Source organism: Jannaschia marina (assembly GCF_013404595.1).
GTDB lineage: Bacteria > Pseudomonadota > Alphaproteobacteria > Rhodobacterales > Rhodobacteraceae > Jannaschia > Jannaschia marina.
This window is the reverse complement of record NZ_JABVAX010000002.1, coordinates 1-24,550: the sequence shown is the minus strand read 5'-3', so window position 1 is coordinate 24,550 and position 24,550 is coordinate 1. Positions and strand designations below refer to the sequence as shown.

The following is a 24,550-nucleotide window of genomic DNA, read 5'->3' as shown; positions in this document are numbered from 1 at the left end:
GGGAAAGGGACGACATGGTGAAATGGCTGACGATCCTCGCGGTCGCTTTGGGCCTTCTGTGGAGCGGCTGGTGGTTTCTCGGCTCGCGCGCGGCCGAGCAGGGCATCCGCACAGGCCTCGACGCGGCGCGCCTGCAGGGATGGGACATCGCCTACGAAGACCTCTCGGTCGTCGGCTACCCGAGCCGCTTCGACACGACGCTCGCCGCGCCCTCGGTGACCACGCCGGACGGCGCGATCCGCTGGTCGGCCCCCTTTCTGCAGGTCTTCGCGCTGGCCTACCGGCCGAACCACGTCATCGCCGTCGCTCCGCCTGAAATGACGGTCGAGGTACCGGGCGAGGCGGTCGACATCACGAATGGCGATCTGCGGGCCTCCGTCGTGGTGACGCCGTCGACCGCACCGGTGCTCGACCGGACGGCGGTGACGACGGAGAGCCTTCGCGTGGCACTGGCCGACCTCTGGGTCGAAGTGGCGGCGGGCCAATTCGCCACGCGCCAGGCCGGATCGGAAGAGGCCCATGACGTGGCGCTGACTCTCACGGACGTCGTGCTCTCGCCGGCGGTGCGGGCCGCACTCGATCCGGCGGCGGAGATGTCGGAGCGACTGGACAGTGTCGCGGTGGAAGCGACGGCGACGTTGTCGGAGGCGATCGGAGCGGGGCGCGCGCCACGGATGCAGGCACTGGACCTGCGGCGCGCGGAGGTGATCTGGGGCGATGTGAGCGCGGATCTGACCGGAGACCTGACGGTGGATGCCGCGGGCGTGCCGAGCGGCACCCTGACCCTGCGGGCGAAAGGATGGGAGACTGTCCTGCGCGCGGTGGCCGGGGCGGGGCTCATCCCGACGGAGCGCCTTCCGCTCCTGTCGGCGGGGCTCGCAGGGATGGCGGACGCGGACGGCACGATCGCGACGGACCTCGTGATCGAGGCCGGGCAGATGCGCCTCGGGCCGATCCCCCTCGGCCCCGCGCCGCGCCTATAGTCCGCGCAGGAACCCCGGGGCTGGCGGTTGCGGCGACCAGAGCCGGGGTCGCGTGATCCGGCTGCTCTCCGGGACATCGCATTTCGTGATCTTCCATTGACCGTCCGTGCGCGCGATCTCGATCCCCTGCACGATACAGCTCAGGATGTGCTCGGGGATCGGCTCGCCGGCGTCCAGCATCGCGCCCGCGCCATGGGCCCCGAGGTTGACGAGGATCACGCGCGTCTCGCCGTTGGGCGCGGGGCGGCGGATCGTCACGACGCCGGTCTGCCCCGCGCAGGCACGGCCGCAGAGCCGGGCGAGCCACTCCAACCCCTCGAGATTTTGCCAGCGGCGCAGGAGGACGACCTGCGTGGGCGCATACTCCGCCTCGCGGGTATGGGTCGGCGCGGGCCAGACGAAATAGGCCTCCGCGACCTGCGCGGCGCCATCGCCGCTCAGGTGCACGCCCTGTCCCACCGGCGTGACCGCCCGCTGCCAGAGCATCCCCGCGCCGAAGGCCAGGAGGACGAGAAAGATCGTCCTAGCCGTCCTGGCGTATCCGGGCATTCGTCGGGTCATAGGGGCTGTCCTCGGTCACTTCCGCGTCCCAGAGCCGCCGCTGCATCCGCACCTTGAGCTTGGTGCCGGGCGTCGCCAGGTCGGGTCGGACGTAGCCCATGCCGATCGACTTTCCAAAGGCCACCGAATAGCCGCCCGACGTCAGCCGCCCCACCTTCTCGTCACCGGCATAGAGCGCCTCGCGCCCCCAGGGGTCGGCATCCGACGGCCCGTCGATCAGGAGCGTGACGCACTTCGAGCGGATGCCCATTGCCTCCATCGCGGCCTTGCCGCGAAAATCCTTCGACAGGTCCACGAAACGATCCAGCCCGGCTTCGAGCGGCGTGGCGTCGCGGCCCAATTCGGTGCCGAAAGCGCGGTAGGACTTTTCCTGTCGCAGCCAGTTTTGCGCCCGCGCGCCGACAAGCTTCAGCCCGTGGCCCGCGCCCGCCTCCATCAGCCGGTCGAAGAGGTAATTCTGCATCTCCATCGGGTGATGCAGCTCCCACCCCAGCTCCCCCGTGTAGGCCACGCGGATCGCGTTCGTCGGGCACATCAGCAATTCGAGCCGCCGCGCCGAGAGCCAGGGGAACCGCTTGTTCGACAGCACCGTCTCCGGCTCGGCGTCGCGCACGATCGCCTGTAGGACGGCACGGGAATTCGGCCCGGCCAGCGCGAAGACGCCGTGCATCCCCGTGCAATCGTCGAGCCACATCGGCCCGAACCGGTCGACATTGTCGTTGATCGCCTGCGCGAGATAGTCGCTGTCGTAGCTCTGCCACGCCCCCGCCGACACGAGGTAGAACGTATCCTCGGCCAGCCGCACGATGGTATATTCGGTGCGCGTCGTGCCCGCGTCGGTCAGCGCGTAGGTCAGGTTGATGCGCCCGACCTTGGGCAGCTTGTTCGTCGTGAACCAGTCGAGGAAAGCCGCCGCGCCCGGGCCGCGCAGCTTGTGCTTGGTGAAGGCCGTCGCGTCGATGAGGCCGGCCGTCTCGCGGATCGCCTTTGCCTCCTCTACGGCATACTGCCACCAATCACCGCGCCGGAACGACCGGCTGTCGTGATCGAAACTGTCCGGCGCATCGACAGGGCCGTAGTAGTTCGGCCGCTCCCACCCGTTGACGCAACCGAACTGCGCGCCCCGCGCCTTCTGCCGGTCATAGGCGGGGGCCGTCTTGAGCGGGCGGCAGGCGGGCCGCTCCTCGTCGGGGTGGTGCAGGATGTAGACGTGGTCGTAGCACTCCTCGTTCTTGCGGGCGGCGTATTCCGTCGTCATCCAACTGCCGAACCGCCGCGGGTCGAGCGACGCCATGTCGATCTCGGCCTCCCCCTCGACCATCATCTGCGCGAGGTAGTGACCGGTTCCGCCGGCCGCCGTGATCCCGAAGCTGAACCCCTCGGCCAGCCACATGTTGCGCAGGCCCGGCACCGGGCCGACCAGCGGATTGCCGTCGGGCGTGTAGCAGATAGGACCGTTGTAGTCGTCCTTCAGGCCGGCCGTCTCGGACGAGGGGATGCGGTGGATGAAGGACATGTATTCCGCCTCGATCCGCTCCAGGTCGAGGGGGAAGAGGTCGGCGCGGAAGCTGTCGGGCACGTCGTAGAGGAAGCGCGCGGGCGCGTTCTTCTCGTAAGGGCCGAGAATCCAGCCGCCCCGCTCCTCGCGCACGTACCACTTGGCGTCCGCGTCGCGCAGGACGGGGTGCTGCGGGTTCGTCTTGCGGTACTCGACCAGCGCGGGGTCAGGTTCAGTCACGATGTACTGATGCTCCACCGGGATCGCCGGGATCTTCACGCCGAGAAGGCGCGCCGTCCGCTGCGCGTGGTTGCCGGTGGCGGTGACGACGTGTTCGGCGTGCACGACCATGCGCTCGTCCGTCGGGACGAGGTTGCCGCCCTTCTCCTCCATCTTCGTGATCGTGACGTCCCAGTGGTCACCGGCCCAGTCGTAGGCGTCCACCTGCCAGCGCCGCTCGACCTTGACGCCCCGGTCGCGCGCGCCCTTGGCCATGGCCATCGTGACGTCCGCCGGATTGATGTAGCCATCGGTCGGGTGGAAGATCGCGCCCTTGAGATCCTCGGTGCGCACCAGCGGCCAGCGCTCCTTGATCTGGGCGGGCGTCATCCATTCGTAGGGGATGCCGACGGTCTCGGCCGTGGCCGCGTAGAGCTCGTATTCGTCCATCCGGTCCTGCGTCTGGGCCATGCGCAGGTTGCCGACGACACTGAAGCCCGGGTTCAGGCCCGTCTCGGCCTCCAGCTCCTTGTACATCTTGACCGAGTGGTCGTGGATGTGGCTGGTGGCGTAGCCCATGTTGAAGAGCGGCAGCAGGCCCGCGGCATGCCAGGTCGACCCGGCCGTCAGCTCGTCACGCTCCAGGAGGACGATGTCCGACCACCCCGCCTTCGACAGCGCATAGGCGATGCCGGTTCCGACGGCCCCGCCGCCGACGATGAGAGCTTTGACGTGGGTTTGCATGGCCCGTCCCCCGAATTGATCGGCCCCACATTGGCGAAACCGGCGCGAGGGGCGTGGGCGGGCCCGACAGGACGGGGGCGATTTGCGACCCCTTGCCGTCCGTGGCCGGGGTCGGGTTTCCCTGACTTGGCCGAATTGAGCGGAATGCCGATCCTCCTCGCACCGTTATCGAGGAGAGTTGCCATGTTCCGTTTCCTGCTACCGATCGCCTGCCTGGCTCTGACTGCCTGCCAAGGAGCGCTCGGCTACGTCACGCCACAGAACGAGCTACGCTATGCCTTCCTCGACAAGGGCGACGCGAACCTCGCGGGAACCGTCCATGCCCTCGGCCCCATCGGCAACCCCGATCGCGTGGTTCTGGGTCTCGCCGACGAAGGTCTGGCCCTCGGCAGCTGCACGCTCGAAAGCCGGACCCGGTCCAAACGCTACGAGGCGCGCACGACGCTGCGCATCCACGAGTACGATGCCGACCTGCTCCTGTCGTGGACGGATCGGAGGCTGGCGGAGGCGCTGGACCGCTTCGAGGGACGGCGACCGGGTGCGCGCGGCACCTATTCCTGGTTCGTCACGCAGCGGGCGGGCAGCTACGGGCCCAAGTACTTCATCTGCTACCAGATCGGACCGCGCGCCGGGAACGACCGGGAGATGGTCTTCTACGTCCAACCGCAGTTCGAGACCGAGATCGCCATGCTCGACATCGCCATCGCGGTCAATCAGGCCGGGCGGATCACCGCGATGGAACGGTTCACGAGCCTCCGCACGCCGACGACCGTGCAGATCGCCGCGCATCCGGCGGGGCGGAAGGTGTTGAGCCAGATCACGCGGCGGGGCTCCGCCACGATCGCGGTGAACGGCCGCCCGGTGCTCGACGGCGCGGGCCAGACGCTCGACGCCATCATCCGGCGGAACAACGGCACGCGGCCGGACCTGACGGCGGTGCTGCGGTAGGCGCTACTGCTGGATCGACCTAAGGTAAGCCCCGAGCGCGATCAGATCGGAGGGAATCGGCGTGCCGAGACCCTCGTGTTCCTCGACGATGATCGCGGGACCAAGGTCGCCGGCACCGAATTCCGGCATCACCGCGCCGGCTTCGGCATGACGGTCGAGCCCGTCGATCTGCGCCAGCACGCGGTCGCGCGGGAAGGTGCCGCCATTGCGTGCGGATATGGTGGTCAGATCCGGCCCGCTCCCTCCGGTGCCGTCGGCACCATGGCAGGCGGCGCAATTCTGCGCGAAGAGGCTCGCGCCATGGGCCGCATCTGTGCGTGGCTCGGGCTCGGCGTTGCAGGCCGCAAGGGCCAGCGGAATGAGGGGAAGGACGGCGCGAGGCGTCATGGGTCGGCTCCGGGATCTGCTCTGTTTTCGCAACCATGCACGAGCCCCGCACCCGAGGCCATGATCGAAATCAACCACCCCGTGCGGGGGTCACAACACGCCGATTTCCGCCAGCGCGACCGACAGTTCCGGCGGCAGCTTCGCTTCGGAGACGCGGGCCGGGTCCGTGTCCCGTGGAGCGTCGTCGGGGCGCAGGTAGCGCCAGCCCTGGAAGGGGCGCTTGGGCGTCGGCACCACCGGGATCGGACCGGGCCTGAGCACGATCGCGCAGCGCGGGATGCCGTCGGCCCCCGTGACCTCGTCGAGCCGCAGGATCGGTTGCCGGCACTGGATCACGCCCTTCACGACCCAGTAGATCGAGCCACCGTCAAGCACCTCCGCCGCGCGCTTGGGCCACATGCGGGTTATATGACGCGGAAGGCCGTCCGCCCCCTGCGCGCGGGCGCTGGCCTGCCAGGCGGTCATGCTCTCGACCGATTCGGAGCCGACGCTGAGCTTGATGAGGTTGATCATGGGAATCTCCCGGCGAATGGGGTATATCTAGTCGCCTGAGACGCGCGCGCAACCAGCCCTAGCGAGATGTGACCAGATGCCCGACACCGGCCAGCCCCTGCCCAGCCGTTTTGCCGCGCCCATCGCAGCGCAGATCTGGGACATGAAGTACTGCCTCAAGGCCGCCGACGGCACGCCGCTCGACGCCGACATAGACGCCACATGGGACCGGATCGCCCGCGCCCTTGCCGCCCCCGAGGCCGATCCTGCCGCCTGGGAGCCCGCGTTCCGCGCCGCGCTGCAGGACTTCCGCTTCCTGCCCGCGGGCCGCATCGTCGCCGGCGCGGGCACGGACCGGTCGGTCACGCTCTTCAACTGCTTCGTCATGGGCACCATCGAGGACAGCATGTCGGGCATCTTCGGGGCCCTGCGCGAAGCCGCGCTGACGCTGCAGCAGGGGGGCGGGATCGGCTACGACTTCTCGACCATCCGGCCGAAGGGGGCAGAGGTCTCGGGCGTGGCCGCCGACGCCTCCGGCCCGCTCAGCTTCATGGACGTCTGGGACGCGATGTGCCGCACCATCATGTCCGCCGGGTCCCGCCGCGGGGCGATGATGGCGACCCTGCGCTGCGACCATCCCGACGTGCTCGACTTCGTGGCCGCCAAGTCCGACCCGGCGCGCCTGCGGATGTTCAACCTCTCGGTCCTCGTCACCGATCCGTTCATGGAGGCCGTGGCCGCCGACGCGGAATGGCCGCTTGTCTTCGGCGGGCGGGTCCACCGCACGATCCGCGCGCGCGAGCTCTGGGACGCGATCATGCGGGCGACATACGACTACGCCGAGCCGGGCGTCATCTTCATCGACCGCATCAACGCGCAGAACAACCTCGCCTACGCCGAGACCATCGCCGCCACGAACCCCTGCGGCGAGCAGCCCCTGCCGCCCTACGGGGCGTGTCTGCTGGGCTCGGTAAACCTGGCGCGGCTGGTGTCGGACCCGTTCACGCCCGGAGCAGCGCTGGATGGAGAGGCCTTGGCCGATCTCACCGCGACGGCCATCCGCATGATGGACAACGTCGTCGACGCCAGCCGCTTCCCCCTGCCCGAGCAGGCCGAGGAGGCACGCGCCAAGCGCCGCATCGGGCTGGGCGTGACGGGCCTTGCCGATGCGCTCGCCATGTGCGGGCTGCTCTACGGCGGATCAGAGGCGGCGAAGGCAACAGGCGACTGGCTCGAAATCATCGCCAACGCCGCCTACGCGACCTCCGCCCGGCTCGCCGCCGAGAAGGGGACGTTCCCGCTCTACGATCGCGACGCGATCCTCGCCGCGCCGATGGTTCGGCGCCTTTCGGATGAGACGCGCGCGCTCATCGCGGACCACGGGTTGCGCAACGCGCTCCTGACCTCGATCGCGCCCACGGGCACGATCAGCCTGCTGGCCGGGAACGTGTCGAGCGGGATCGAGCCGATCTTCGCACACGAGTACACCCGCAAGGTGCTGCAGCCCGACGGGACGCGGACGGAGGAGGTCGTGCAGGACTATGCCGTCGCGCTCTGGCGCGAGATGCACGGCGACGCGCCCCTGCCCTCGCACATGGTCCGCGTCTCCGACCTCACGCCCGGCGATCACGTCGCCATGCAGGCGGCGGCGCAGTACTGGATCGACAGCTCCATCTCCAAGACGATCAACGTGCCGGCCGACATCGACTTCGCCGCCTTCAAGGAGGTCTATCGCGAGGCCTGGGCGCAGGGCTGCAAGGGCTGCACGACCTACCGCCCGAACGACGTGACCGGCAGCGTGTTGAGCGAGACGCCGGAGCCCGAGACCCTGCCCGCGACCACGCCGACCTTCGCCGACCCGCTCGACCGGCCGCAGCGCCTGACCGGCGAGACCTACAAGATCAAGTGGCCGATGTCCGAGCACGCGCTCTATATCACGATCAACGACATCTCCCTCGACGGGCAGCGCCGGCCCTTCGAGATCTTCGTGAACTCGAAGAACATGGAGCATTTCGCCTGGACGGTCGCGCTCACGCGGATGATCTCGGCCGTTTTCCGGCGCGGCGGCGATGTGAGCTTCGTGGTGGAAGAGTTGAAGGCCGTATTCGACCCGCGCGGCGGAGCCTGGGTTCAGGGCAAATACGTGCCCTCGATCCTCGCGGCCATCGGTGGCGTGATCGAGAAGCACATGATCGCCACCGGCTTCCTCGCCGGCGAGGGCCTCGGCCTCAAGATCGACCCGGTCGACCCGACGGCCGCCGCCGCCCCGAGCCCGGCCTGTCCCAACTGCGGCAGCTTCGAGCTGCACATGGTCGAAGGCTGCGCGACCTGTGGGAATTGCGGCTATTCGAAGTGCGGCTGACGCTTGGAATGGGCTGTGTTGTCGGTGCCACGAGAAAAGTGCCATTTCGGCGAAATAGCTGCCTCCCGCGCACATGGTTAGCTGCTCTCGGGCCCAATCTTCAGGCGTCGCCATGAGCGTTCCAGAGCACTGACGCCAGCGGATGCGACGATCCGCAGCGGCCTGTGTGTTGGCGGTGATTTAAGCACCCAATGCGCCTCCTTGCCTCAGCCACTCGTGCAGTGAGAGATTTTCTCTCCGCATGGCGGTGTCTGGACGGACCCAATGGCCAAAAACGGCCTTCGTCCTTACATGTCGTTCGCACATTGTTCGTGGAGACGGTACTTGACACATAGAAATCGTGCAGGGTCGTCCGCCTACGATCGTCACCAACGTCGCCCTAGGGTCAGTTCCCATAGCCAATAGATGAAGAGTGCTGTGAGAGCGATGGCAAACAGGAATACCTTCGGGCATCTATCGTATCGGGTTGCAACGCGCCTCCAGTCTTTCAGCCTGCCGAACATGATCTTGATCCGGTTGCGCCGCCTGTAACGGCGCTTGCCGTATTTCAGCGCTTTCTTCCGCTGTTTTCGGCCAGGGATGCAGGCGCGTATCCCATTGCCTTTCAACGCCTCTCTGAACCAGTCGGCGTCGTAGCCGCGGTCCCCTAACAGCCAATCAACATTCGGCAGGTTGCTGAGCAACGCCCGCGCTCCGATGTAGTCACTGACGACTTGTCCGGCGGTCACAAACAGGTTCAGCGGGTGTCCCAGGCTGTCGCAAATCACGTGCAGCTTCGTATTCATGTCGCCCTTGTCCGACCGGTCAGGCGTCCGGCCCCCCTTTTTTGACGCCCAGACCGGTCGCAGTACGGTGGGTCTGGAGGTAGGTGGCGTCGATCATCACAGTCTTCTCTGCGCTGTGTTCGGCAGCCATACCGGCCATCATCCGGGCGAAGATGCCCTTTTCGCTCCACCGTTTCCAACGGTTGTACAGCGTCTTGTGCGCCCCATAGGCCGCAGGGGCATCGCGCCGACGTTAGCCATTGCGATTGATGAAGATAATCCCGCTCAGCACACGACGATCATCGACGCGGGGTTTGCCGTGGAATTTCGGGAAGAAAGACTCAAGACGCGCCATCTGCGCGTCGCTCAACCAGAAAAGATCAGACATGTTCACCGCTCGTTTTCAAACCGGGAACCACCGCAATAATCGCAAACCAATGGGGCATGAGCCTAAAGACGCGCCGATCGCCAACGTGTGACACACCATGGCTCTTGCGGAACCACGGCCGGAAGCCACTCTATCTGAGCCTCGGTCAGCCAGTGTAGATCGCTCATGTCTCTCCCCTGAGGGTTGAGCGCTTGAAGCGGCGACACTCGGCAGCCGCAACCAAGTCAATGGGTGCTGGGCCTAGGCGACCCGGCCCGCCACCGGCTTCGGGCGGTCCACTTCGGTGGGGGGCGTTGACGTCCCCGGGGACAGGCGGACAGGCTCCCCCAGTCGCAGGATCGCCGCGGGCTCGGACGTGACGATCAGCGCCGCGGAACCGACCTTGGCCAGATGCGCGACCAGCCGAGCGAGCCCGCCGTGCCCGAGGCCCAGCTCGTCGGCGTCGATCAGGGCGAGGTCCGGCCGGGCGAGGAGAGCGCGGGCGATGTGCAGACCGGCCTGTTCCGTCGCGGTCAGATTGCGACGCCCCTCGGCGATCTGGCCATCGGGGCCGTCCAGACGGACACGCAGTTCCGACAGGCCCGCCGCGTCGAGGGCGTTGGCGATTTCGTCGTCGTCGGGGCTGCGCCCGAGGCCGATAGTCACTTCTCGCCGCAGCGAGCCGCGCAGGGTGGGGGCCTGCCGCCCGAGGTAGAGAACGCGGCCGGTGGTCAGGGCGCCGGGAGCCACGCCGCAGACCTCGAACTGCTCGGCCGCGGGTACGCGATCATGCCCGGCGAGCGCGAGGAGGAGCGTCGTCTTGCCTGCGCCCGAGGGGCCGGCGAGGCGACGCATCTCACCGCGCCCAAGGGTCAGAGTCAGGGGTGCGCCGCCCGGCGTCTCGGCCTGCGCGATGCGAATCGCGGGGGCCTCGGTCTCGCCCGCGCTCTTCGACGGGGTCGGTAGGCGATCGGTGGCGAGCATCCGGTCGAGCTTGTCGCGGGCCACGACGTAGGCGCGGCGGCGATCGGCGACGTCGGCCAAGTGGCGCAGAGGCCAGACGACCATGGCGAGCGCGGTCAGCGCCGCAACGGCCTCGGGCACGCCGAGGCCCAGCCGGAGACAGGCCCAGAGGCAGAGCGCCCCGGCGAGCCCCGCCCCCGCGTCCGGCAGGGCGCGGACAGTCGCGGCCAGCCATTCGCGGTGGACGCCGGCCTCGGCCACGGCGCGGGAGCGCGCGGTCAGCGCCTTCAGTTCGGTTCGCATCCGGCCCGCGCGCCGCAGCGCGATGCCCTGAGGCAGACGCTCCGCCATCGCAGCGGCGAGGCCAGCACGCCGGGACCGCAGGGTCGCATGGGCCGCGCCGAGCGGACGGCCCAGCAGCCAGATGCACAGAAGGACGGCCGAGAGCGGCCCGAGTGCCGCCCAGAGGAGCGCGGGCTCGAGGATGTAGAGGATGAGGAGTGCAGCCGGGATGGTGATCGCTGCCGAGATTAGCCGGGCGAGGCCACGTGCGATCCACCCCTTGAAGGCGGCGAGGTCACCCACATAGCGCAGCGCCAGCGCGCCCGAGCGCCGCTCGGCGATGGCGCGCGACGGCATGCGGGTCACGTGGCGAAAGAGCGTGCGACGGATGGCGGCGGCGTAGCTCTGCCCCGCACCCTCGCCGACGCGCCCTTCGAGTGCGCGCAGCAGGCAGAGCGCGAGCCCCGCCGTCGCGATCGCGAAGAGGGCACCGTTGGGCGGGGCCGCGCCACCATCGCGTAGGTACATGAAGATGTCGCGCGTGGCGAAGGCGGTGACGATCATCGTCATCGCCTGCCCGAGGGCGAGCGCCACGAGGATCGCCAGCGCGACCCAGCGACGCGCGCCGAGGAGAGGGGGGCGGCGGCTCACGCCGCGCGCCGCTCGGCCAGTTTCGAGGCAATCGCCGAAGCCGTTGCAGGGTCCGCCAGCGTGTCGCGGCAGAGCACGGGCAAGCCGGTTGCCTCGGTCACTTCCTCGGCGGCGAGCGGCGCGCGGGTCAGCACACCGCTCAGCACAAGGGGCCGAATGCCGCGCTCCGCGAGCCAGGCGAGGCCGCCGCGGGCTGCCATTGCGCAGGGTGCCGCCAGAATCATGGCGTCGAAGCGCGCCACGTAGTCGGGCCGCGAGAGCAGGCCCGCCGTCTCGACCTGGCTGACGCCGTCGGCCAGTTCGACGACCGCGATGTCGCAATCGGCGGCATGGGCCAAGAGCGCGTCGGTCGCCGCCACCAGCCGATCGAGCGGCTGCCGGTTGGTGGAGGCCATGCCCGCGTCGGTGAAGTCGAGCACGCGCGCGGCGCCCGCCGCCTCGTATTCGTGGGCATCCCCGAAGGAGCCCGTACCCGTCGCCTTGATCGCCGCGACCCGGTGGCCGAGCCGCGTGAACCCGTTGACGAAGCCCGCCGCGGCGGACGTCTTGCCCGCGTTCATACCTGTGCCGAGCAGGCCCACCACGAGGGGCGGCCGACCGGACGCGGCGGCGGACGGCAGGGCGTAGCGCGCGACGTTGACCGGCTGGCCTTCCACGTCGGCGATGCGGCCAATCACGGCGAGTCGGGTGCCCCGCGCGATCTTGTCATGCTTCGATGCGATGGTCCCGCAGACGCCGCCTCCGGCCAGCAGGTCGGCCCCGTCGTCCAAGAGGGTCGCGCGGCCGTCGAACTGATCGACGGCATAGCGGTCGGCACAGGTGACGACGATCCGGTCGCCGGGCCAGAGCGGAGAGAAACGGCCGTCGGCCATCTGCAGGCGCTTGTGACTGCCGATGCGGGTCACCTCGGCCAGGATGAGGTCGCCGGCCTCGACCGCGGTGAGGTCACCGATGATAGCGGCGCAGTCCACGCGCAGGACGCGGCGGGTGGCGAAGCTCCATTTCGCGCCCTCTGTCGGGGCGTGGCGGAGGAGGGGAACGATGTCGGTCATGCGGCTTTCCTTTTCTGAAAGCGGGCGGGGGGCGGAAGGGCGCGGGGCGCGGCGGGGGCGACGAAGTCGCGGTCGAGTGCGGCACGGGTGACGCAATCGGAGAAGCTGTGGCCGCAGCCCTGAAGCACACGGAGCGAGATAGCGGGGTCGAGCCCGAGTGCGCGGGCGCGAGCCTCGGCCATCGCGACCCAGGCGGCCGCGCGCGACACGCGGGTCTGACCCTGCTGGGCGTCGATCTCGATGCCCTGGCGCAGGTTTGGGTCGCGGTCGATGTCATCGCTGCCGACACAGACGGTGATGCGGCGGTCGAGAAAGGCGCGCAGGTTCGCCTCGAGCCGGAAGCCCTGCGCCCCGCCCGCCGTTCCGCGCGGCCAGGCGGCTGCGGGGTCCGGGAAGGTCCACCAGCCCGGTGCCGTCGCGCAGAGGCGGTCGACGCTGCGGGGGTAGAGCCAGGCGAAACGGTGGGCGAACTGCGCGCCGCCCGAGAAGCCCGAGAGGTCGAAGCGGCCGGCACGGATGCGATCTTCCTCGCGCAGGGCCGCCATCAGGCGCAGGAGCGCCCAGTCGGCCCGGCTTTTGCATGCCGCGCGCTGATAGCGCGGCCACTCGGTCTGCGAGAAATGCGGCAAAACGAGCGTCCGCTCCATAGCGCGGGCGCGGGGCGCGAGCCGGTCCACCATCTCGTCCACGCCACGGGTGATCCCGTGGATGACGACCACCGGCGGGGCGGGGGGCGTCTCGGCCGGGCCGACGATCCAGGCATCCGGGATCAGGCCCGGCACGCCCCTGCGGAATATTCTGACGACGTCTTCCATTGCGCTCACGCCGCCTCTTCGAGGGCCGCCCGCGCCCGTTCGGTCGATGCGGCGGCCTTCGCGCGCATCTCCGCTGGAAGCAGATCGAAGATGATGTGGATGCGGTCCTCGTCGCCGTCGTTCATTGCCTCGTGCATCTGGTCGTTGTCGAACCACCAGAGCTCGCCCTCCTTCATGCGCATCTCTTCGTCGCCGGCCTTAATCCACGACCCGGCGGAAGACTTCAGAATAAAGTGATAGCGGCCGCGGAAGCGGTAGTATTCGCCGCGGTCGATATGGGAATAGACCCGCCGCCCGGCGGGCAGGCAGACGATCTTGGCGCGGCTGAGGTCCGCGTCGAGTTCGGCGGCGACGTCGGCGATGAAGGCGCGGGCGAGGGGGTACTTGGCCGACCCGCTGGTCCAGCGGCTTTCGTGGACATCGCGGCGATTGCGGCCGAGAATCTGCGACTTGCGCAGCCCGCGCAGGGGAACGGCCAGCGCCTCGCGCTGAACGGCAATCTTGTCCTGACGGCCGGTCGCCTCTGCCCAGGCGTCGTCGACGGAGGCGATTTCCTTCAGGAATGGTTCGGTGGGGATGTCGCTGCGGATGCGCTTGAAGTATTTCATCTGGTCTCTCCCGGTGGGTGTTGTCGATGAAATCCAAGCTATGTAGCCTCTCTGAGAGCGTCCTTTCGCGAAGATGAACAGCGGATGAACGCTACATTAAGAGGTGTTCATGAAAGCTCAGGGCACTGGATTCCCGCCGCGATTGGCGTCATCGACGCAGGCACGCTTATAGTGGGGGCCATCGGTCGCGCCTGGCGGCCGATGCCGGATCCCGGCCGGAAGGATCGACGACATGCCTCTTGTGCGGCGCATCGCCCTGGTACTCCTGCTGATCGTGACGGCACCGGCCGCGGCGTTGGCCTTTGCCGTTGCGCCCGCGTCCGACCCGATCTCGTCTTTCGTCCTGCGGATCCAGAACCAGGATATCCCAGATGTCGTGCGTCTTCTGGCGCGCCGGGCCGCGCGAGCCGAGCGCAGGGGTGACATGGCGACAGCGGACGAACTCTACAAGGCGATCCGGGAACTGGGCTACACGATCCGTCGCCGCGAGCGGACGAGTGGATCAAGCCAAGGAGAGCAGGAAGAGGGCCGAGCCGGCAGCGTCTTCGGTGGCGGTAACGATAACGACGATGATGATGACGGCGACGACGATGATGACGGCGACGATGATGACGGCGACGATGATGATGATGGCGACGACGATGACGGGGACGACGATGATGGGGATGACGATGATGACGACGACTGACCGCAGGCGCATCGGCCGAGGCTGAACGGTGCAGTTTCGGACCAAGATCGTCGACTTCGCCGTCGCGTTGGCCTCCGGTGCCGCGCTCTGCGCGACGCTAACGCTTATTCTGGCGCGAGGCATCGACCGTGGGCTCGAGTCGGTGACGCTCGCCGAGGAACAACTCGCCCTCTACCTGACTATGGAAACCAACGTCAGCGACATGCTGCGCCTCTATATCACTGCCGCCGCGGCACCGTCGGACGCCTACCTCTCGCGCCTGAGGGAGACGAAGGATGCCGTCCAGCGTGACGTGGAGATGATCCGCGGCATCGTGGCGGACGAGGTGGAGTTCCGGGGCGAAGGCGAACTGGAGGAGCTGGAACGGCTCGACCGGATCGAGGTCGTTCTCCGCGACATCGAACGCATTCTCGACGAACTCGCTTTCGACGTCCGTGGGCCGCTGCCGGTGGATGCCCTGGCCGAGCCGCTGACCCGCGCCGTGGAGGCGCTGGACGAGCGGCTCGCCCCGTTGATCGACCTGTCCATCGCCGACGATGCGGGCGAGGTCCTGGAAGCGCGCGCCGAGATCGCCGCACTCAGCCGACGTTCGGTCTGGATAGGCACCATTGCCGGATTGCTGACGCTGGTCACGGCGGCCGTCGGGGTCTTCGCGCTGCTGAACACGTTCATGAGGCCCTTCGGGTCGATCCTCGAAGGAGCAACGCGCCTCGCGCGCGGAGAGCTGGATTATCGCATCCCCGAGGGCGGACGCGACGAGTTCGGGCGACTGAGCCGCGATTTCAACGTCATGGCCGTGCAGCTGGAACGCTCGGACCGGGCCCTCCGCGCCGAGGAGGAAGAGCTGCAGCGCCGCGTCGCCGCCCGGACCGCAGAATTGGAGGATGCGAACGCGCGGCTTTCGGCGCAGGACGCCACGCGCCGCCGCTTTCTGGCCGACGTCAGCCACGAGTTGCGTACGCCGCTCACCGTGATGCGTGGCGAGGCCGAAGTCGCGCTGCGCCTGAGCGCGGAGACGCTGGACGAGGGCGCGCGAGCGGCGCTCGGCGGTGTCGTGGAGCAGAGCGAGCACATGAGTCGCCTCGTCGACGACCTGCTGTTCGTGGCCCGGCGCGAGGCCGGCGAGGCTCCGCTGAACCTATCGCGCGTGCGGCTCGGGCCCCTGCTGGAACGGACCGTCACCGACGCCAGGCAGCTTGCCGAGGGAGTGGAGATCGGGCTTGTTGCCGACGCTGCAGCCAAGGGGACGGAGATCGAGGTCGACCCGGGGCGCGTCCACCAGCTCCTAATGGTCCTTCTCGACAATGCAATCCGCTATTCGCCCGACCGGGAGACCATCACCGTCGAGGCGCGCCGCGCCGCGGGGTCAGTGGAAATCGATGTGCGCGATCGCGGCATCGGTATCCCCGCGGCCGACCTTCCGCATGTTCTCGACCGGTTTGTGCGCGGCTCGAACGCGCTGCCGGGCGGGACGGGGCTGGGTCTGCCGGTCGCGCAGGCCATCGCGCAGGCCCATGGCGGAGCGCTCTCGATCGCAAGCGGGGAAGGTAATGGCACGACCGTCACTCTGACGCTGTCCCGTCCGGTCGATCCCGAGGATGGAGGACCGGCGTGAACCGCCTGCTGCTGTTGGAAGACGAGGCCCGGATCGCCGCATTCGTGGAGCGGGGCCTGAAGGCCGAAGGCTATCAGGTCACGGTCGTCCCGACCGGCGCGGAGGCCATCAACCTGGGCCTCGGCGCGTCTTGGGACGTGGTCGTCCTCGATGTCATGCTGCCGGATATCGGCGGCATGGAAGTCTGCGAGCGACTGCGGGCCGGGGGGGTGACGACTCCGATCCTGATGCTGACGGCACGAGACGCGGACGAGGACGTGATCGAGGGACTTGAGCGCGGGGCCGACGACTACCTGGCAAAGCCGTTTGCCTTCGACGTCCTTCTCGCACGGCTGGCAGCGTTGATCCGCCGCGGCGGGGCACCCGTCGGCGGGACCGCGGCGCAGACGGCGCGCTGCGGGACGCTGACACTCGACCGGGGGCGCCGCGAGGGCCGGATCGGCGGGCAGGTACTCGGGCTGACGCGGCTGGAGTTCGACGTGCTCTGGCTGCTCGCTTCCGACCTCTCGCGCGTCCACAGCCGCGAGCGCATCCTGTCGACGGCCTGGAGTGCCGACGCCGACCCCATGACCAACGTGGTGGACGTATACGTTGCGCGCCTGCGCAAGAAGCTCGACCTTGCCGGTGCCCCCCGGATCATCACCGTGCGCGGCGTCGGCTATCGCCTGGACACCGACCCCGGCTGAAGATCGGTCACAGAGCAGAAGATTACCCGGTTCGTGCTGCCCGTCGCGCTGTGGGAGGCTTTGACACGCTTGCTCCTATCTTCGAGGCGGAGATCTGGCATCGATGCGAGACGGAGGAGGCTGTGCTCAGCCGCGGCGCGTCGGCAAGCAGCGGACCCGCTACGCGCCCACTGGGTGCCGGAACGACGGTAGGAACCGCCCCTCCGCTCGCACTGAGAAGGCCGGCCGAACAGATCAGCACAGCGCCCGCGGAGCCGGGCAGACCTGCGATAGATGACTGCCCTGCCCTCTGCGAACCGGACTGTTTGACGCTGGAGTTTTCGGCTGGGTTTTTGCGGGGCCGGGAAGAGGAGCGACGCCGATGAAGGCATCGAGTTTCACGGAGGCGCGAGACAGGCCTTCGTACCGAAGCAGTGGGAGGCGGGACCGCCTGTGGCAGAGGCTTGCCGCAAGGCCGGGATCCGCTGCCCGGCAGGGCATCGCGCAGCGATTTTCCGAGAGGGGAGGCGTTCAACTCGAAGCTCCGGGCCGAGTGCCCGACCGCACACTGGTTCATGAGCCTTGCCGACAGCCGCGAACAGCTGGAGGCTTGGCATGAGGATCACAACGAGGTCCGACCTTACAGCGCCATCGGGTCAATGCCCCGGCGGACATCCACACTCCCGACGGATCACCCAGCCCGCCGTCGTGACCAGAAACCGAAAACTCTCGGCCCGGGCGCTCCACAGAAAGGGCGCGGAGCAGAAGCGGACCTTCATGAACCGTTCAGCGCCGGTCAATTTGGGCTCGAAGACGACCTCCGAGACAGCACAGCACCTGGACTTGCCGATGCACTGCCAACGGGGAAGGCGGCCCTGAGCAGCAGACATTCGCATAGCAAGTGATTGCTGCGGAGCGGCGTTCCATATTTCCCCAAGATCCGTCCATCCTGACGATCGAGAGGCTACTGCCTAGGCCGTATTGACAAAACCCTTACCGCCGACTTGGCTGACGTGACTCACACTGCCCGATTGTGATCGAGCGGGGGATGGGGATGGCGCGGGGTTTGGATGTCGGACGCGGGGTAGGCGTTCTTCGAGCCGTTCATCCGGGACGTGCGGGCGCGCAACGGGCCTCAGGGGCCGAACACCGCCGGGTGCGCGACGGGGGTGTTCTGTATGGCGCGGACTGAAAGCCCCCGGCGCGACCTGCCCCAAGGGTTCGGGAAGTGGTCGAGCGTCTACCGCCAGTTGCGCCGCTGGATGCCCCGCCGGGCTGCGGGAGACCATTCTGAAGACGCTCAACGAGGCTGCGGCCGAACTCGACCACCCGACCGACCGTTTGCAGACGATCGACAGTACCGTCGCTCGGGCGCACCAGTATGCGGCCGGCGCGAGAGACCTCGCGACAGGGTATTGGGCGCTCTCGCGGTGGCCGGACGACCAAGATCCACCTCCACTGCAACGCGTGGGGCCTGCCGATGCGCGCCGACGTGACGCGAGGCCAGACCTCGGACCACAAGGGCTTCGACCTCGTCATGGGTGATGGCCTGCGCGCCCCGGGCGCGCTGCTGGTCGACAAGGGCTACGACGCCGACCACATTCGGGCCCGGGCCGAGGCACGCAACGCGATTTCCCCTATTCCTATACCTGCCGCAACCGAAAGGTCCGTGCTACGCGCCATGCAACTTGGTCAAGCGCTGCTTCGGGAAGCTCAAAACATCCGCCGCGAGCTTCGTCGACCTCGCCTGTATCCGGCTCTGGACTCGACGTTTTGTCAACACGGCCCGGGCGATTGACCGATTTCGCACAGGTTCAACCCGAAGTGACCCTTGCGCCGGACGGGAATCGCGCGAAGGATGGACGTCATCAAGAAAACCGGGAGCCTTCTCAGATCAACGCACCCAACTAGACAGCGAGATACCTCATGAAGCGTAGAACCGTACTGTCGTTTACCACTGCCACGTTTGTTGCCCTTTCCACCCAGACCGCGCTCGGCCAGGAGACGCACCCCGAAACGGGAGAGACCTTGGCCGAGAACCAGGTGTTTTCCTACCGCCTGCTCGACCAATTCCCGACGCTAGATCCGGCGCTGAACGAAGAGACAGTAGGGTTCCACGCGATCCGCCAGCTCTTCGAGGCGCTGGTGAGCCAGGATGCCGACGGCAACGTCATCCCCGGCGTCGCCGAAAGTTGGGAAAACACGGATTACACGACCTGGACGTTCACGCTGCGCGAGGACGCGCGCTGGTCGAACGGCGACCCCATCACGACCGAGGACTTCCTCTATTCCTGGCGCCGGGCGGTCGATCCGGCAACGGCATCGCCCTATGCGTGGTACATCGAGCTCTCCTCGATCGAGAATGCGACCGAGATCCTCGCGGGCGAGGCAGATCCCGAGACGCTGGGCGTCGAGGCCGTCGACGAGCGGACGCTGCGGGTCAACCTGACGCGGCCCCTGCCCTTCTTCCCGACGATCGCGACCTATGCGACCTTCATGCCGGTCCACCGGGCGACGGTGGAAGAACACGGCGACGACTGGACCGCGCCCGAGAACATAGTGTCGAACGGTGCCTACGTGCTGGAAGAGGTCGCGCTGAACGAGCGCTGGTCAGCCACGAAGAACCCGGAATACTGGGACGCGGACAGCGTCATTATCGAAGAAGTCGTCGGCGTCATCATCAACGACGAGAACCAGGCGCTGACCCGCTGGGAGGCGGACGAGTTCGATCACGTCGAACCGCTGCCGAACGGAGCGTTCCCCCGGCTGCAGGAGCAGTATCCGGACGAAGCGACGTCGGTTCCGCGTCTCTGTTCCTACTACTACCAGATCAACCAGCGACCCGATGCCCATCCGGCGCTGCAGGATCCCGACGTACGCCGCGCGCTCAGCCTCGCCGTCGATCGGGACGTGATCGTCGATCAGATCCTGCAGGGCGGGCAGCTCGCCGCGTATAACTTCATTCATGCCAAGACGGCGGGCTTCACCGTTCCCGAACTCGACTATGCGACCATGACGCAGGCCGAGCGGGACGCGGAGGCCGTCGAACTGATCGACGCCGCCGGGTTCGGGCCCGATGGCGAAGTGCTTGAACTGGAGCTGATCTACAATACCTCTGAAAGCCATCGGCAGATCGCGACCATCATCAGCCAGATGTGGAAGCAGAAGCTGGGCGTCGACATCACGCTCACGAACTACGAGTGGACGACCTATCTCGACCTGCGGAAGGCCGGGAACTTTGACCTCGCTCGCTCGGGCTGGTGTGCGGATTACAACGAAGGCTCGACCTTCACCAAGATCCTGCGGACCGATCACGAGAACAACGACGGCAAGTATTCGAACCCGGAGATCGACGCGATCCTCGATACGGTTCTGACCTCGGACGATCCGAATGCGGACTATGCCGAGATCGAGCGGCTGCTGGCGGCGGATATGGGGATTATCCCGATCTACCACTATGCCAACGCCTTCATGCTCGACAGCACGATCAAGGGCTGGCCGTACAACAACGCCGAAAACAACTGGTACGTGAAGGACTTCTACCGCATCGCGGCGGAGTGATCCGTTCCCTCAACCTGCGCCCTGGCCATGCGCCGGGGCGTTGTCCTCGTCCCGCGCTGACACCGCGGGAGACTCTTCCGATTCCACCATCCTCGGATAACCCAAGCACACCCTGACGGAGGGGTGCCATGACCGCTTATATTCTGCGCCGCCTCGCCGTGGCGATCCCGACGCTGCTCCTGCTCATCGTCTTCTCCTTCGTTCTGATGGAGGCCGCCCCCGGCAGCCCCTTCGACACCGAGCGAGGCGTGCCCCCGCAGGTTCTCGCCAATCTGGAGGCGAAATACGGCCTCGACCGGCCGATGATCGAACGCATGGGGACGTATATCTGGAACGTCGTCACCCGGTTCGATTTCGGGCCGTCCTTCACCTATACGAACCGGACGGTGAACGACCTGATCGAGCAGGGCTTTCCGATCACGCTGACCTACGGCTTCTGGTCCTTCGTCGTCGCCGTCCTGGTCGGCGGCACGCTGGGCATCGCGGCAGCGGTCTACCATAACTCCTGGCTGGATTACCTCGCCGTCGGCGTGTCGATCGGCGCCCAGGTGCTGCCGAACTTCGTGATGGCACCCATCCTGGTTCTGATCTTCACGCTGTGGCTCGGCTGGCTGCCGGGGGGCGGCTGGCGCGGCGGGCAGGTCGAGTATCTGATCCTGCCGGTCATCGCCCTCTCGACCTCCTACATGGCGTCGATCGCGCGGCTGACGCGATCCTCGATGCTGGAAGTGCTGAACGCGGGCTTCATCCGCACGGCCCGGGCCAAGGGGCTGCCGATGCGGCGGGTGATCTTCCGCCATGCGCTGAAGCCGGCGCTTCTGCCCGTGATCTCGTATCTCGGGCCGGCCTTCGTGGGGATGATTACGGGATCGGTCGTGATCGACATCTTCTTCTCCACCGGCGGGATCGGGCAGTTCTTCGTCTCTGCCGCACTCGCGCGGGACTATTCCGTCATCATGGGGATCACGATCCTCGTGGGGGCGCTGACGATCTTCTTCAACCTGGTGGTCGACGTGCTTTACGCCTGGATCGATCCCAAGATCCGATATTGAGGGGGCTGCCGATGTTCGCTCAGAAAACCATGGCCCAGACAGCCGATATGGCGGGGCTTCCGGCGGGAGAGAAGGGCCGCTCTCTCTGGCAGGATGCCCGCCGGCGCTTCGTGCGGAACAAGGCCGCGATGGCCAGCCTGCCGATCCTGCTTCTCATCGTCCTCTTCGCCTCCTTCGGTCAGTTCCTGACACCCTGGTCGAACGAGGAGGTCGACTGGTCGCTTCTTGGAAACGTCTACACCGAAGGCGGGCCGTCTTGGGAGAACCGGCATTACTTCGGCGTGGACGAGACGGGGCGCGACCTCTACGCGCGGGTCGTGCAAGGCAGCCGCATCTCCTTGATGATCGGACTGATCGGAGCACTCGTCGCCGTTGTCGTCGGCACCACCTACGGCGCGATCGCGGGCTACATCGGCGGGCGGACCGACCAGTTGATGATGCGGCTCGTCGATGTGCTGATGTCGATTCCGTACATGTTCGTGCTGATCCTGCTGCTCGTGGTGTTCGGACGATCCATGTTCATGCTGTTCGTGGGGATCGGGCTGATCTCGTGGCTCGACATGGCGCGGATCGTGCGGGGGCAGACGCTGTCGCTGAAGAATACGGAGTTTGTCGAGGCGGCGGTGGCGACGGGGGTGTCGACGCCAGTCATCATCTTCCGGCACATCGTACCAAACCTCCTGGGCGTCGTGATCGTCTACGCGACGCTGCTCGTCCCCTCGATGATCATCTTCGAGAGCTTCATCAGCTTCCTCGGCCTCGGCGTGCAGGAGCCGCTGACGAGTTGGGGCGCGCTCATCAATCAGGGCGCGGACCATATGCGCTACGTCGGCTGGATGCTTGGCTTTCCCCTGCTTTTCTTCACTGTCACGCTGTTCGCGCTGTTCTTCATCGGCGACGGCCTGCGCGACGCGCTTGATCCGAAGGACCGCTGATGAGCTTACTTTCCGTCGATAATCTTAGCGTGACGTTCTCGACCAACGATGGCCCGGTGCGGGCCGTGAACGGTCTGTCCTTCGCTCTGGACCCGGGCGAGGCGCTGGCGGTCGTGGGCGAAAGCGGATCGGGCAAGAGCCAGACGGCCTTCGCGATCATGGGGCTTCTGGCAAAGAACGGGCGGGCCGAGGGCTCCGTCCGGTTCGAGGAGCAGGAGATCCTGGGTCTGCCCGAGCGGAAGATGAACAAGATCCGGGCCGAGCAGATCGCGATGATCTTTCAGGACCCGATGTCGTCGCTGAACCCCTATATGCGGATCGGCGATCAGATGACCGAGGTGCTCACCCTGCATCAGGGGATCGGCAAGAAGGAGGCGCGGACGGAAGCCGCGCGGATGCTCGACGCGGTCAAGATGCCGGACGCGGCGGCGCGGCTGTCGATGTATCCGCACGAGTTTTCCGGCGGGATGCGCCAGCGGATCATGATCGCGATGGCGCTGCTCTGCCGCCCGAAGCTCTTGATCGCGGACGAGCCGACCACGGCGCTGGACGTCACGGTACAGGCGCAGATCATGGATCTGCTGGCCGAAATCCGGGAAGAGTTCGACACCGCGCTGATCCTCATCACGCACGATCTGGGGATCGTGGCCGAGGCCTGCGAGCGGACGATCGTCCTCTACGGCGGGCGGATCATGGAGCGGGGGCCGACCGGGGCTCTGTTCGAGGCGCCGAGCCATCCCTACACGCTGGGCCTGCTGCAGGCTGTGCCACGGATCGACATCGACCAGGAGGATCTGGCGGCGATCCCGGGCGAGCCGCCCGACATGTCGCGCCTGCCCGCGGGCTGCCCCTTCGCCCCGCGCTGCCCGCTGAAAGAGCCGCGCTGCGAGACGGTGATGCCGGATCTTCTGCCGCATGACCGCCTGCTGCGCGCCTGCCACGCCGAACCGGGAGCCGTCGCCGCATGAGCCTTTTGTCCGTCAGGGATCTGTCCGTCACCTTCGACATCCAGCCCCGCAATGCCTGGCCGTGGACGCCGCACCAGAAGCTCTACGCGGTGACCGACGCCTCCTTCGAACTGGCCGCTGGAGAGACGCTGGGCATCGTCGGCGAAAGCGGATCGGGCAAGTCGACGCTGGCGCGCGCGATTGCCGGGACGGTGCCTGTCGCGTCGGGGGAGATCATCTTCAACGGCAAGGATCTGGCGGCGATGTCCCCCGGCGAGCGGCGGCGGCACCGGCGCGACGTGCAGATGATCTTTCAGGATCCGCTCGCCGCGCTGAACCCCCGGATGACCGTCGGCCAGATCGTCGCCGAACCGCTGACGACCCACGAGCCGGGCCTCGACAAGGCCGAGGTCCGAAAGCGCGCGGGCGAGATGATGGAGCGGGTGGGGCTGCTGCCGAAGCTGCTCAACCGCTATCCGCACGAGTTCTCCGGCGGGCAGTGCCAGCGGATCGGCATCGCCCGGGCGCTGATCGTGAAGCCGCGGCTGATCCTCTGCGACGAGCCCGTCTCGGCGCTCGACGTGTCGGTTCAGGCACAGGTGGTGAACCTGCTTAGGGACATCCAGGCGGATATGGACCTCTCGATCCTTTTCATCGCCCATGACCTGTCGGTGGTGAAGCACATCTCGGACCGGATCTTCGTGATGTATCTGGGCCGCCAGATGGAGACGGGATCGTCTGCCGATATCGTCCGCGCGCCGCATCACCCCTATTCCCAGGCGCTGCTGGCCTCCGTCCCGATCCCCGACCCGTCGAAGCGGGCGACCCATGCGCGCATTCCGATCGAGGGGGAGTTGCCCTCGCCCCTGTCGCCCCCCTCGGGCTGCGTCTTCCGCACGCGCTGCCCGAAGGCGCAGGAGACCTGCGCCGGGGAGCGCCCGCCGATGGAACAGGTCGGCGACGGCCACCTGTCCGCCTGCTACTTCAACGAGCGGATGGATTTTCACCGGGGCGCGGCGGAATAGACCTCCTTCGCCGGGCGGGTGGAGATAACGTTTGCCCCCGCGCCATGGCGGGAGGCCGGCGATATTCTCGGCCCCGGTATCGGTGATGACGAGGGTGTCATGCTCCCTGCGAACGCCCTCGCCTGGCCCACCGTCGGGGCTCCGGGGCATCGGCTCCATTGAAAGGACCATGCCTTGTTTCGGCTCGGTCTCGATGTCCTCGCGCAAGGGGGCCGGGCCGGGTCAGCGACAGACCCAGCTCGTGCACTGGAGTTGGAGTTTCCCTGGTTTTGTGGACGGTTATGGGCTTAGAGATTCCAGCCCTTCAGCGGCAGTCCTTTCGTAGTTGATCGGCGACTTGCACCCCAAAGCTGAGTGACGGCGCGA

20 protein-coding genes and 2 pseudogenes are annotated in these 24,550 nt (G+C 67.3%); 13 read left to right on the top strand and 9 right to left on the bottom strand.

What is annotated here, in order from left to right; all coding sequences use genetic code 11:
• Positions 1 to 14: 14 nt before the first annotated feature.
• On the top strand, positions 15 to 983 hold the full coding sequence (locus HSX43_RS03800; protein ID WP_179378779.1) for a DUF2125 domain-containing protein: 969 nt from the start codon (positions 15 to 17) through the stop codon (positions 981 to 983).
• On the opposite strand, the gene HSX43_RS03795 is transcribed toward HSX43_RS03800, so the two are convergent.
• Together HSX43_RS03795 and HSX43_RS03790 are read right to left on the bottom strand one after the other, a co-directional pair.
• Complete coding sequence (locus HSX43_RS03795) at positions 978 to 1,532, bottom strand: hypothetical protein (protein WP_179378778.1); 555 nt, start codon at positions 1,530 to 1,532, stop codon at positions 978 to 980. The genes HSX43_RS03800 and HSX43_RS03795 overlap by 6 nt on opposite strands.
• Positions 1,507 to 4,005 (bottom strand): GcvT family protein, encoded by a 2,499-nt coding sequence (locus tag HSX43_RS03790; RefSeq protein ID WP_179378777.1) that lies wholly within the window; start codon positions 4,003 to 4,005, stop codon positions 1,507 to 1,509. The genes HSX43_RS03795 and HSX43_RS03790 overlap by 26 nt, the downstream gene beginning before the upstream one ends.
• Before the next feature lie 183 nt (positions 4,006 to 4,188).
• Between HSX43_RS03790 and HSX43_RS03785 the strand changes: the two genes are divergently transcribed.
• The gene (locus HSX43_RS03785; RefSeq protein ID WP_179378776.1) at positions 4,189 to 4,953 is read left to right on the top strand and encodes a hypothetical protein; all 765 of its coding nucleotides are present in this window, start codon (positions 4,189 to 4,191) and stop codon (positions 4,951 to 4,953) included.
• A 3-nt stretch (positions 4,954 to 4,956) separates the two neighbouring features.
• Here HSX43_RS03785 and HSX43_RS03780 read toward each other — a convergent pair whose 3' ends face one another.
• Both HSX43_RS03780 and HSX43_RS03775 read right to left on the bottom strand, forming a co-directional pair.
• Positions 4,957 to 5,340, bottom strand: coding sequence for a c-type cytochrome (locus HSX43_RS03780; RefSeq protein WP_179378775.1), 384 nt, complete (start codon positions 5,338 to 5,340; stop codon positions 4,957 to 4,959).
• A gap of 90 nt (positions 5,341 to 5,430) precedes the next feature.
• Positions 5,431 to 5,853 carry a DUF1489 family protein gene (locus HSX43_RS03775; protein ID WP_179378774.1) on the bottom strand — a complete coding sequence of 141 codons (423 nt, stop codon included), beginning with the start codon at positions 5,851 to 5,853 and terminating at the stop codon, positions 5,431 to 5,433.
• Between the two features lie 76 nt (positions 5,854 to 5,929).
• Between HSX43_RS03775 and HSX43_RS03770 the strand changes: the two genes are divergently transcribed.
• Positions 5,930 to 8,194 carry an adenosylcobalamin-dependent ribonucleoside-diphosphate reductase gene (locus HSX43_RS03770; RefSeq protein ID WP_235962491.1) on the top strand — a complete coding sequence of 755 codons (2,265 nt, stop codon included), beginning with the start codon at positions 5,930 to 5,932 and terminating at the stop codon, positions 8,192 to 8,194.
• 365 nt (positions 8,195 to 8,559) lie between these two features.
• Here the strand turns inward: HSX43_RS03770 and HSX43_RS03765 are convergent.
• The 5 genes and pseudogenes from HSX43_RS03765 to HSX43_RS03745 form a co-directional block, all read right to left on the bottom strand.
• Positions 8,560 to 9,346 (bottom strand): annotated as a pseudogene (locus HSX43_RS03765) (IS5 family transposase).
• A gap of 240 nt (positions 9,347 to 9,586) precedes the next feature.
• A complete protein-coding gene (locus tag HSX43_RS03760; RefSeq protein WP_179378773.1) occupies positions 9,587 to 11,221 on the bottom strand; it encodes an ABC transporter transmembrane domain-containing protein in 1,635 nt (544 codons plus the stop codon).
• Positions 11,218 to 12,273, bottom strand: coding sequence for a P-loop NTPase family protein (locus HSX43_RS03755; RefSeq protein ID WP_179378772.1), 1,056 nt, complete (start codon positions 12,271 to 12,273; stop codon positions 11,218 to 11,220). Before HSX43_RS03755 ends, HSX43_RS03760 begins: the two co-directional genes overlap by 4 nt.
• Entirely contained in the window at positions 12,270 to 13,097 is an 828-nt protein-coding gene (locus HSX43_RS03750; protein WP_179378771.1) for a dienelactone hydrolase family protein, read from the bottom strand. The genes HSX43_RS03755 and HSX43_RS03750 overlap by 4 nt, the downstream gene beginning before the upstream one ends.
• Positions 13,094 to 13,696, bottom strand: a complete 603-nt coding sequence (locus tag HSX43_RS03745; RefSeq protein ID WP_179378770.1) for an aspartyl/asparaginyl beta-hydroxylase domain-containing protein — start codon at positions 13,694 to 13,696, stop codon at positions 13,094 to 13,096. The genes HSX43_RS03750 and HSX43_RS03745 overlap by 4 nt, the downstream gene beginning before the upstream one ends.
• Before the next feature lie 232 nt (positions 13,697 to 13,928).
• Between HSX43_RS03745 and HSX43_RS03740 the strand changes: the two genes are divergently transcribed.
• The 10 genes and pseudogenes from HSX43_RS03740 to HSX43_RS03690 all read left to right on the top strand — a co-directional run bounded on the left by HSX43_RS03740 (position 13,929) and on the right by HSX43_RS03690 (position 24,184).
• Positions 13,929 to 14,384 carry a hypothetical protein gene (locus HSX43_RS03740; protein ID WP_179378769.1) on the top strand — a complete coding sequence of 152 codons (456 nt, stop codon included), beginning with the start codon at positions 13,929 to 13,931 and terminating at the stop codon, positions 14,382 to 14,384.
• Between the two features lie 28 nt (positions 14,385 to 14,412).
• Complete coding sequence (locus HSX43_RS19550) at positions 14,413 to 15,999, top strand: sensor histidine kinase (RefSeq protein WP_179378768.1); 1,587 nt, start codon at positions 14,413 to 14,415, stop codon at positions 15,997 to 15,999.
• Complete coding sequence (locus tag HSX43_RS03730) at positions 15,996 to 16,685, top strand: response regulator transcription factor (protein WP_179378767.1); 690 nt, start codon at positions 15,996 to 15,998, stop codon at positions 16,683 to 16,685. Before HSX43_RS19550 ends, HSX43_RS03730 begins: the two co-directional genes overlap by 4 nt.
• 413 nt (positions 16,686 to 17,098) lie before the next feature.
• Positions 17,099 to 17,569: an integrase core domain-containing protein gene (locus tag HSX43_RS20005; protein WP_407929357.1), complete on the top strand. Its 471-nt coding sequence runs from the start codon at positions 17,099 to 17,101 to the stop codon at positions 17,567 to 17,569.
• Between the two features lie 183 nt (positions 17,570 to 17,752).
• Positions 17,753 to 18,433 (top strand): annotated as a pseudogene (locus HSX43_RS20000) (IS5 family transposase); the annotation flags it as partial.
• Positions 18,434 to 18,590: 157 nt separating this feature from the next.
• On the top strand, positions 18,591 to 20,225 hold the full coding sequence (locus HSX43_RS03710) for a peptide ABC transporter substrate-binding protein (RefSeq protein ID WP_179378763.1): 1,635 nt from the start codon (positions 18,591 to 18,593) through the stop codon (positions 20,223 to 20,225).
• A 128-nt stretch (positions 20,226 to 20,353) separates the two neighbouring features.
• Entirely contained in the window at positions 20,354 to 21,277 is a 924-nt protein-coding gene (gene oppB / locus HSX43_RS03705) for an oligopeptide ABC transporter permease OppB (protein ID WP_179378762.1), read from the top strand.
• A gap of 29 nt (positions 21,278 to 21,306) precedes the next feature.
• Entirely contained in the window at positions 21,307 to 22,212 is a 906-nt protein-coding gene (locus tag HSX43_RS03700; RefSeq protein ID WP_179379258.1) for an ABC transporter permease subunit, read from the top strand.
• Positions 22,212 to 23,180, top strand: coding sequence for an oligopeptide/dipeptide ABC transporter ATP-binding protein (locus HSX43_RS03695; protein ID WP_179378761.1), 969 nt, complete (start codon positions 22,212 to 22,214; stop codon positions 23,178 to 23,180). The genes HSX43_RS03700 and HSX43_RS03695 overlap by 1 nt, the downstream gene beginning before the upstream one ends.
• Positions 23,177 to 24,184, top strand: a complete 1,008-nt coding sequence (locus HSX43_RS03690; protein WP_179378760.1) for an ABC transporter ATP-binding protein — start codon at positions 23,177 to 23,179, stop codon at positions 24,182 to 24,184. The genes HSX43_RS03695 and HSX43_RS03690 overlap by 4 nt, the downstream gene beginning before the upstream one ends.
• Positions 24,185 to 24,550 lie beyond the last annotated feature (366 nt).

Coding starts and splice junctions, on each gene's coding strand:
- HSX43_RS03780 (WP_179378775.1), bottom strand. CDS start 5,340: ATGACGCCTCGCGCCGTCCTTCCCCTCATTCCGCTGGCCCTTGCGGCC.
- HSX43_RS03690 (WP_179378760.1), top strand. CDS start 23,177: ATGAGCCTTTTGTCCGTCAGGGATCTGTCCGTCACCTTCGACATCCAG.
- HSX43_RS03740 (WP_179378769.1), top strand. CDS start 13,929: ATGCCTCTTGTGCGGCGCATCGCCCTGGTACTCCTGCTGATCGTGACG.
- oppB (WP_179378762.1), top strand. CDS start 20,354: ATGACCGCTTATATTCTGCGCCGCCTCGCCGTGGCGATCCCGACGCTG.
- HSX43_RS03755 (WP_179378772.1), bottom strand. CDS start 12,273: ATGACCGACATCGTTCCCCTCCTCCGCCACGCCCCGACAGAGGGCGCG.
- HSX43_RS03700 (WP_179379258.1), top strand. CDS start 21,307: ATGGCCCAGACAGCCGATATGGCGGGGCTTCCGGCGGGAGAGAAGGGC.
- HSX43_RS03695 (WP_179378761.1), top strand. CDS start 22,212: ATGAGCTTACTTTCCGTCGATAATCTTAGCGTGACGTTCTCGACCAAC.
- HSX43_RS03745 (WP_179378770.1), bottom strand. CDS start 13,696: ATGAAATACTTCAAGCGCATCCGCAGCGACATCCCCACCGAACCATTC.
- HSX43_RS03770 (WP_235962491.1), top strand. CDS start 5,930: ATGCCCGACACCGGCCAGCCCCTGCCCAGCCGTTTTGCCGCGCCCATC.
- HSX43_RS03800 (WP_179378779.1), top strand. CDS start 15: ATGGTGAAATGGCTGACGATCCTCGCGGTCGCTTTGGGCCTTCTGTGG.
- HSX43_RS03790 (WP_179378777.1), bottom strand. CDS start 4,005: ATGCAAACCCACGTCAAAGCTCTCATCGTCGGCGGCGGGGCCGTCGGA.
- HSX43_RS03710 (WP_179378763.1), top strand. CDS start 18,591: ATGAAGCGTAGAACCGTACTGTCGTTTACCACTGCCACGTTTGTTGCC.
- HSX43_RS03775 (WP_179378774.1), bottom strand. CDS start 5,853: ATGATCAACCTCATCAAGCTCAGCGTCGGCTCCGAATCGGTCGAGAGC.
- HSX43_RS03795 (WP_179378778.1), bottom strand. CDS start 1,532: ATGCCCGGATACGCCAGGACGGCTAGGACGATCTTTCTCGTCCTCCTG.
- HSX43_RS03785 (WP_179378776.1), top strand. CDS start 4,189: ATGTTCCGTTTCCTGCTACCGATCGCCTGCCTGGCTCTGACTGCCTGC.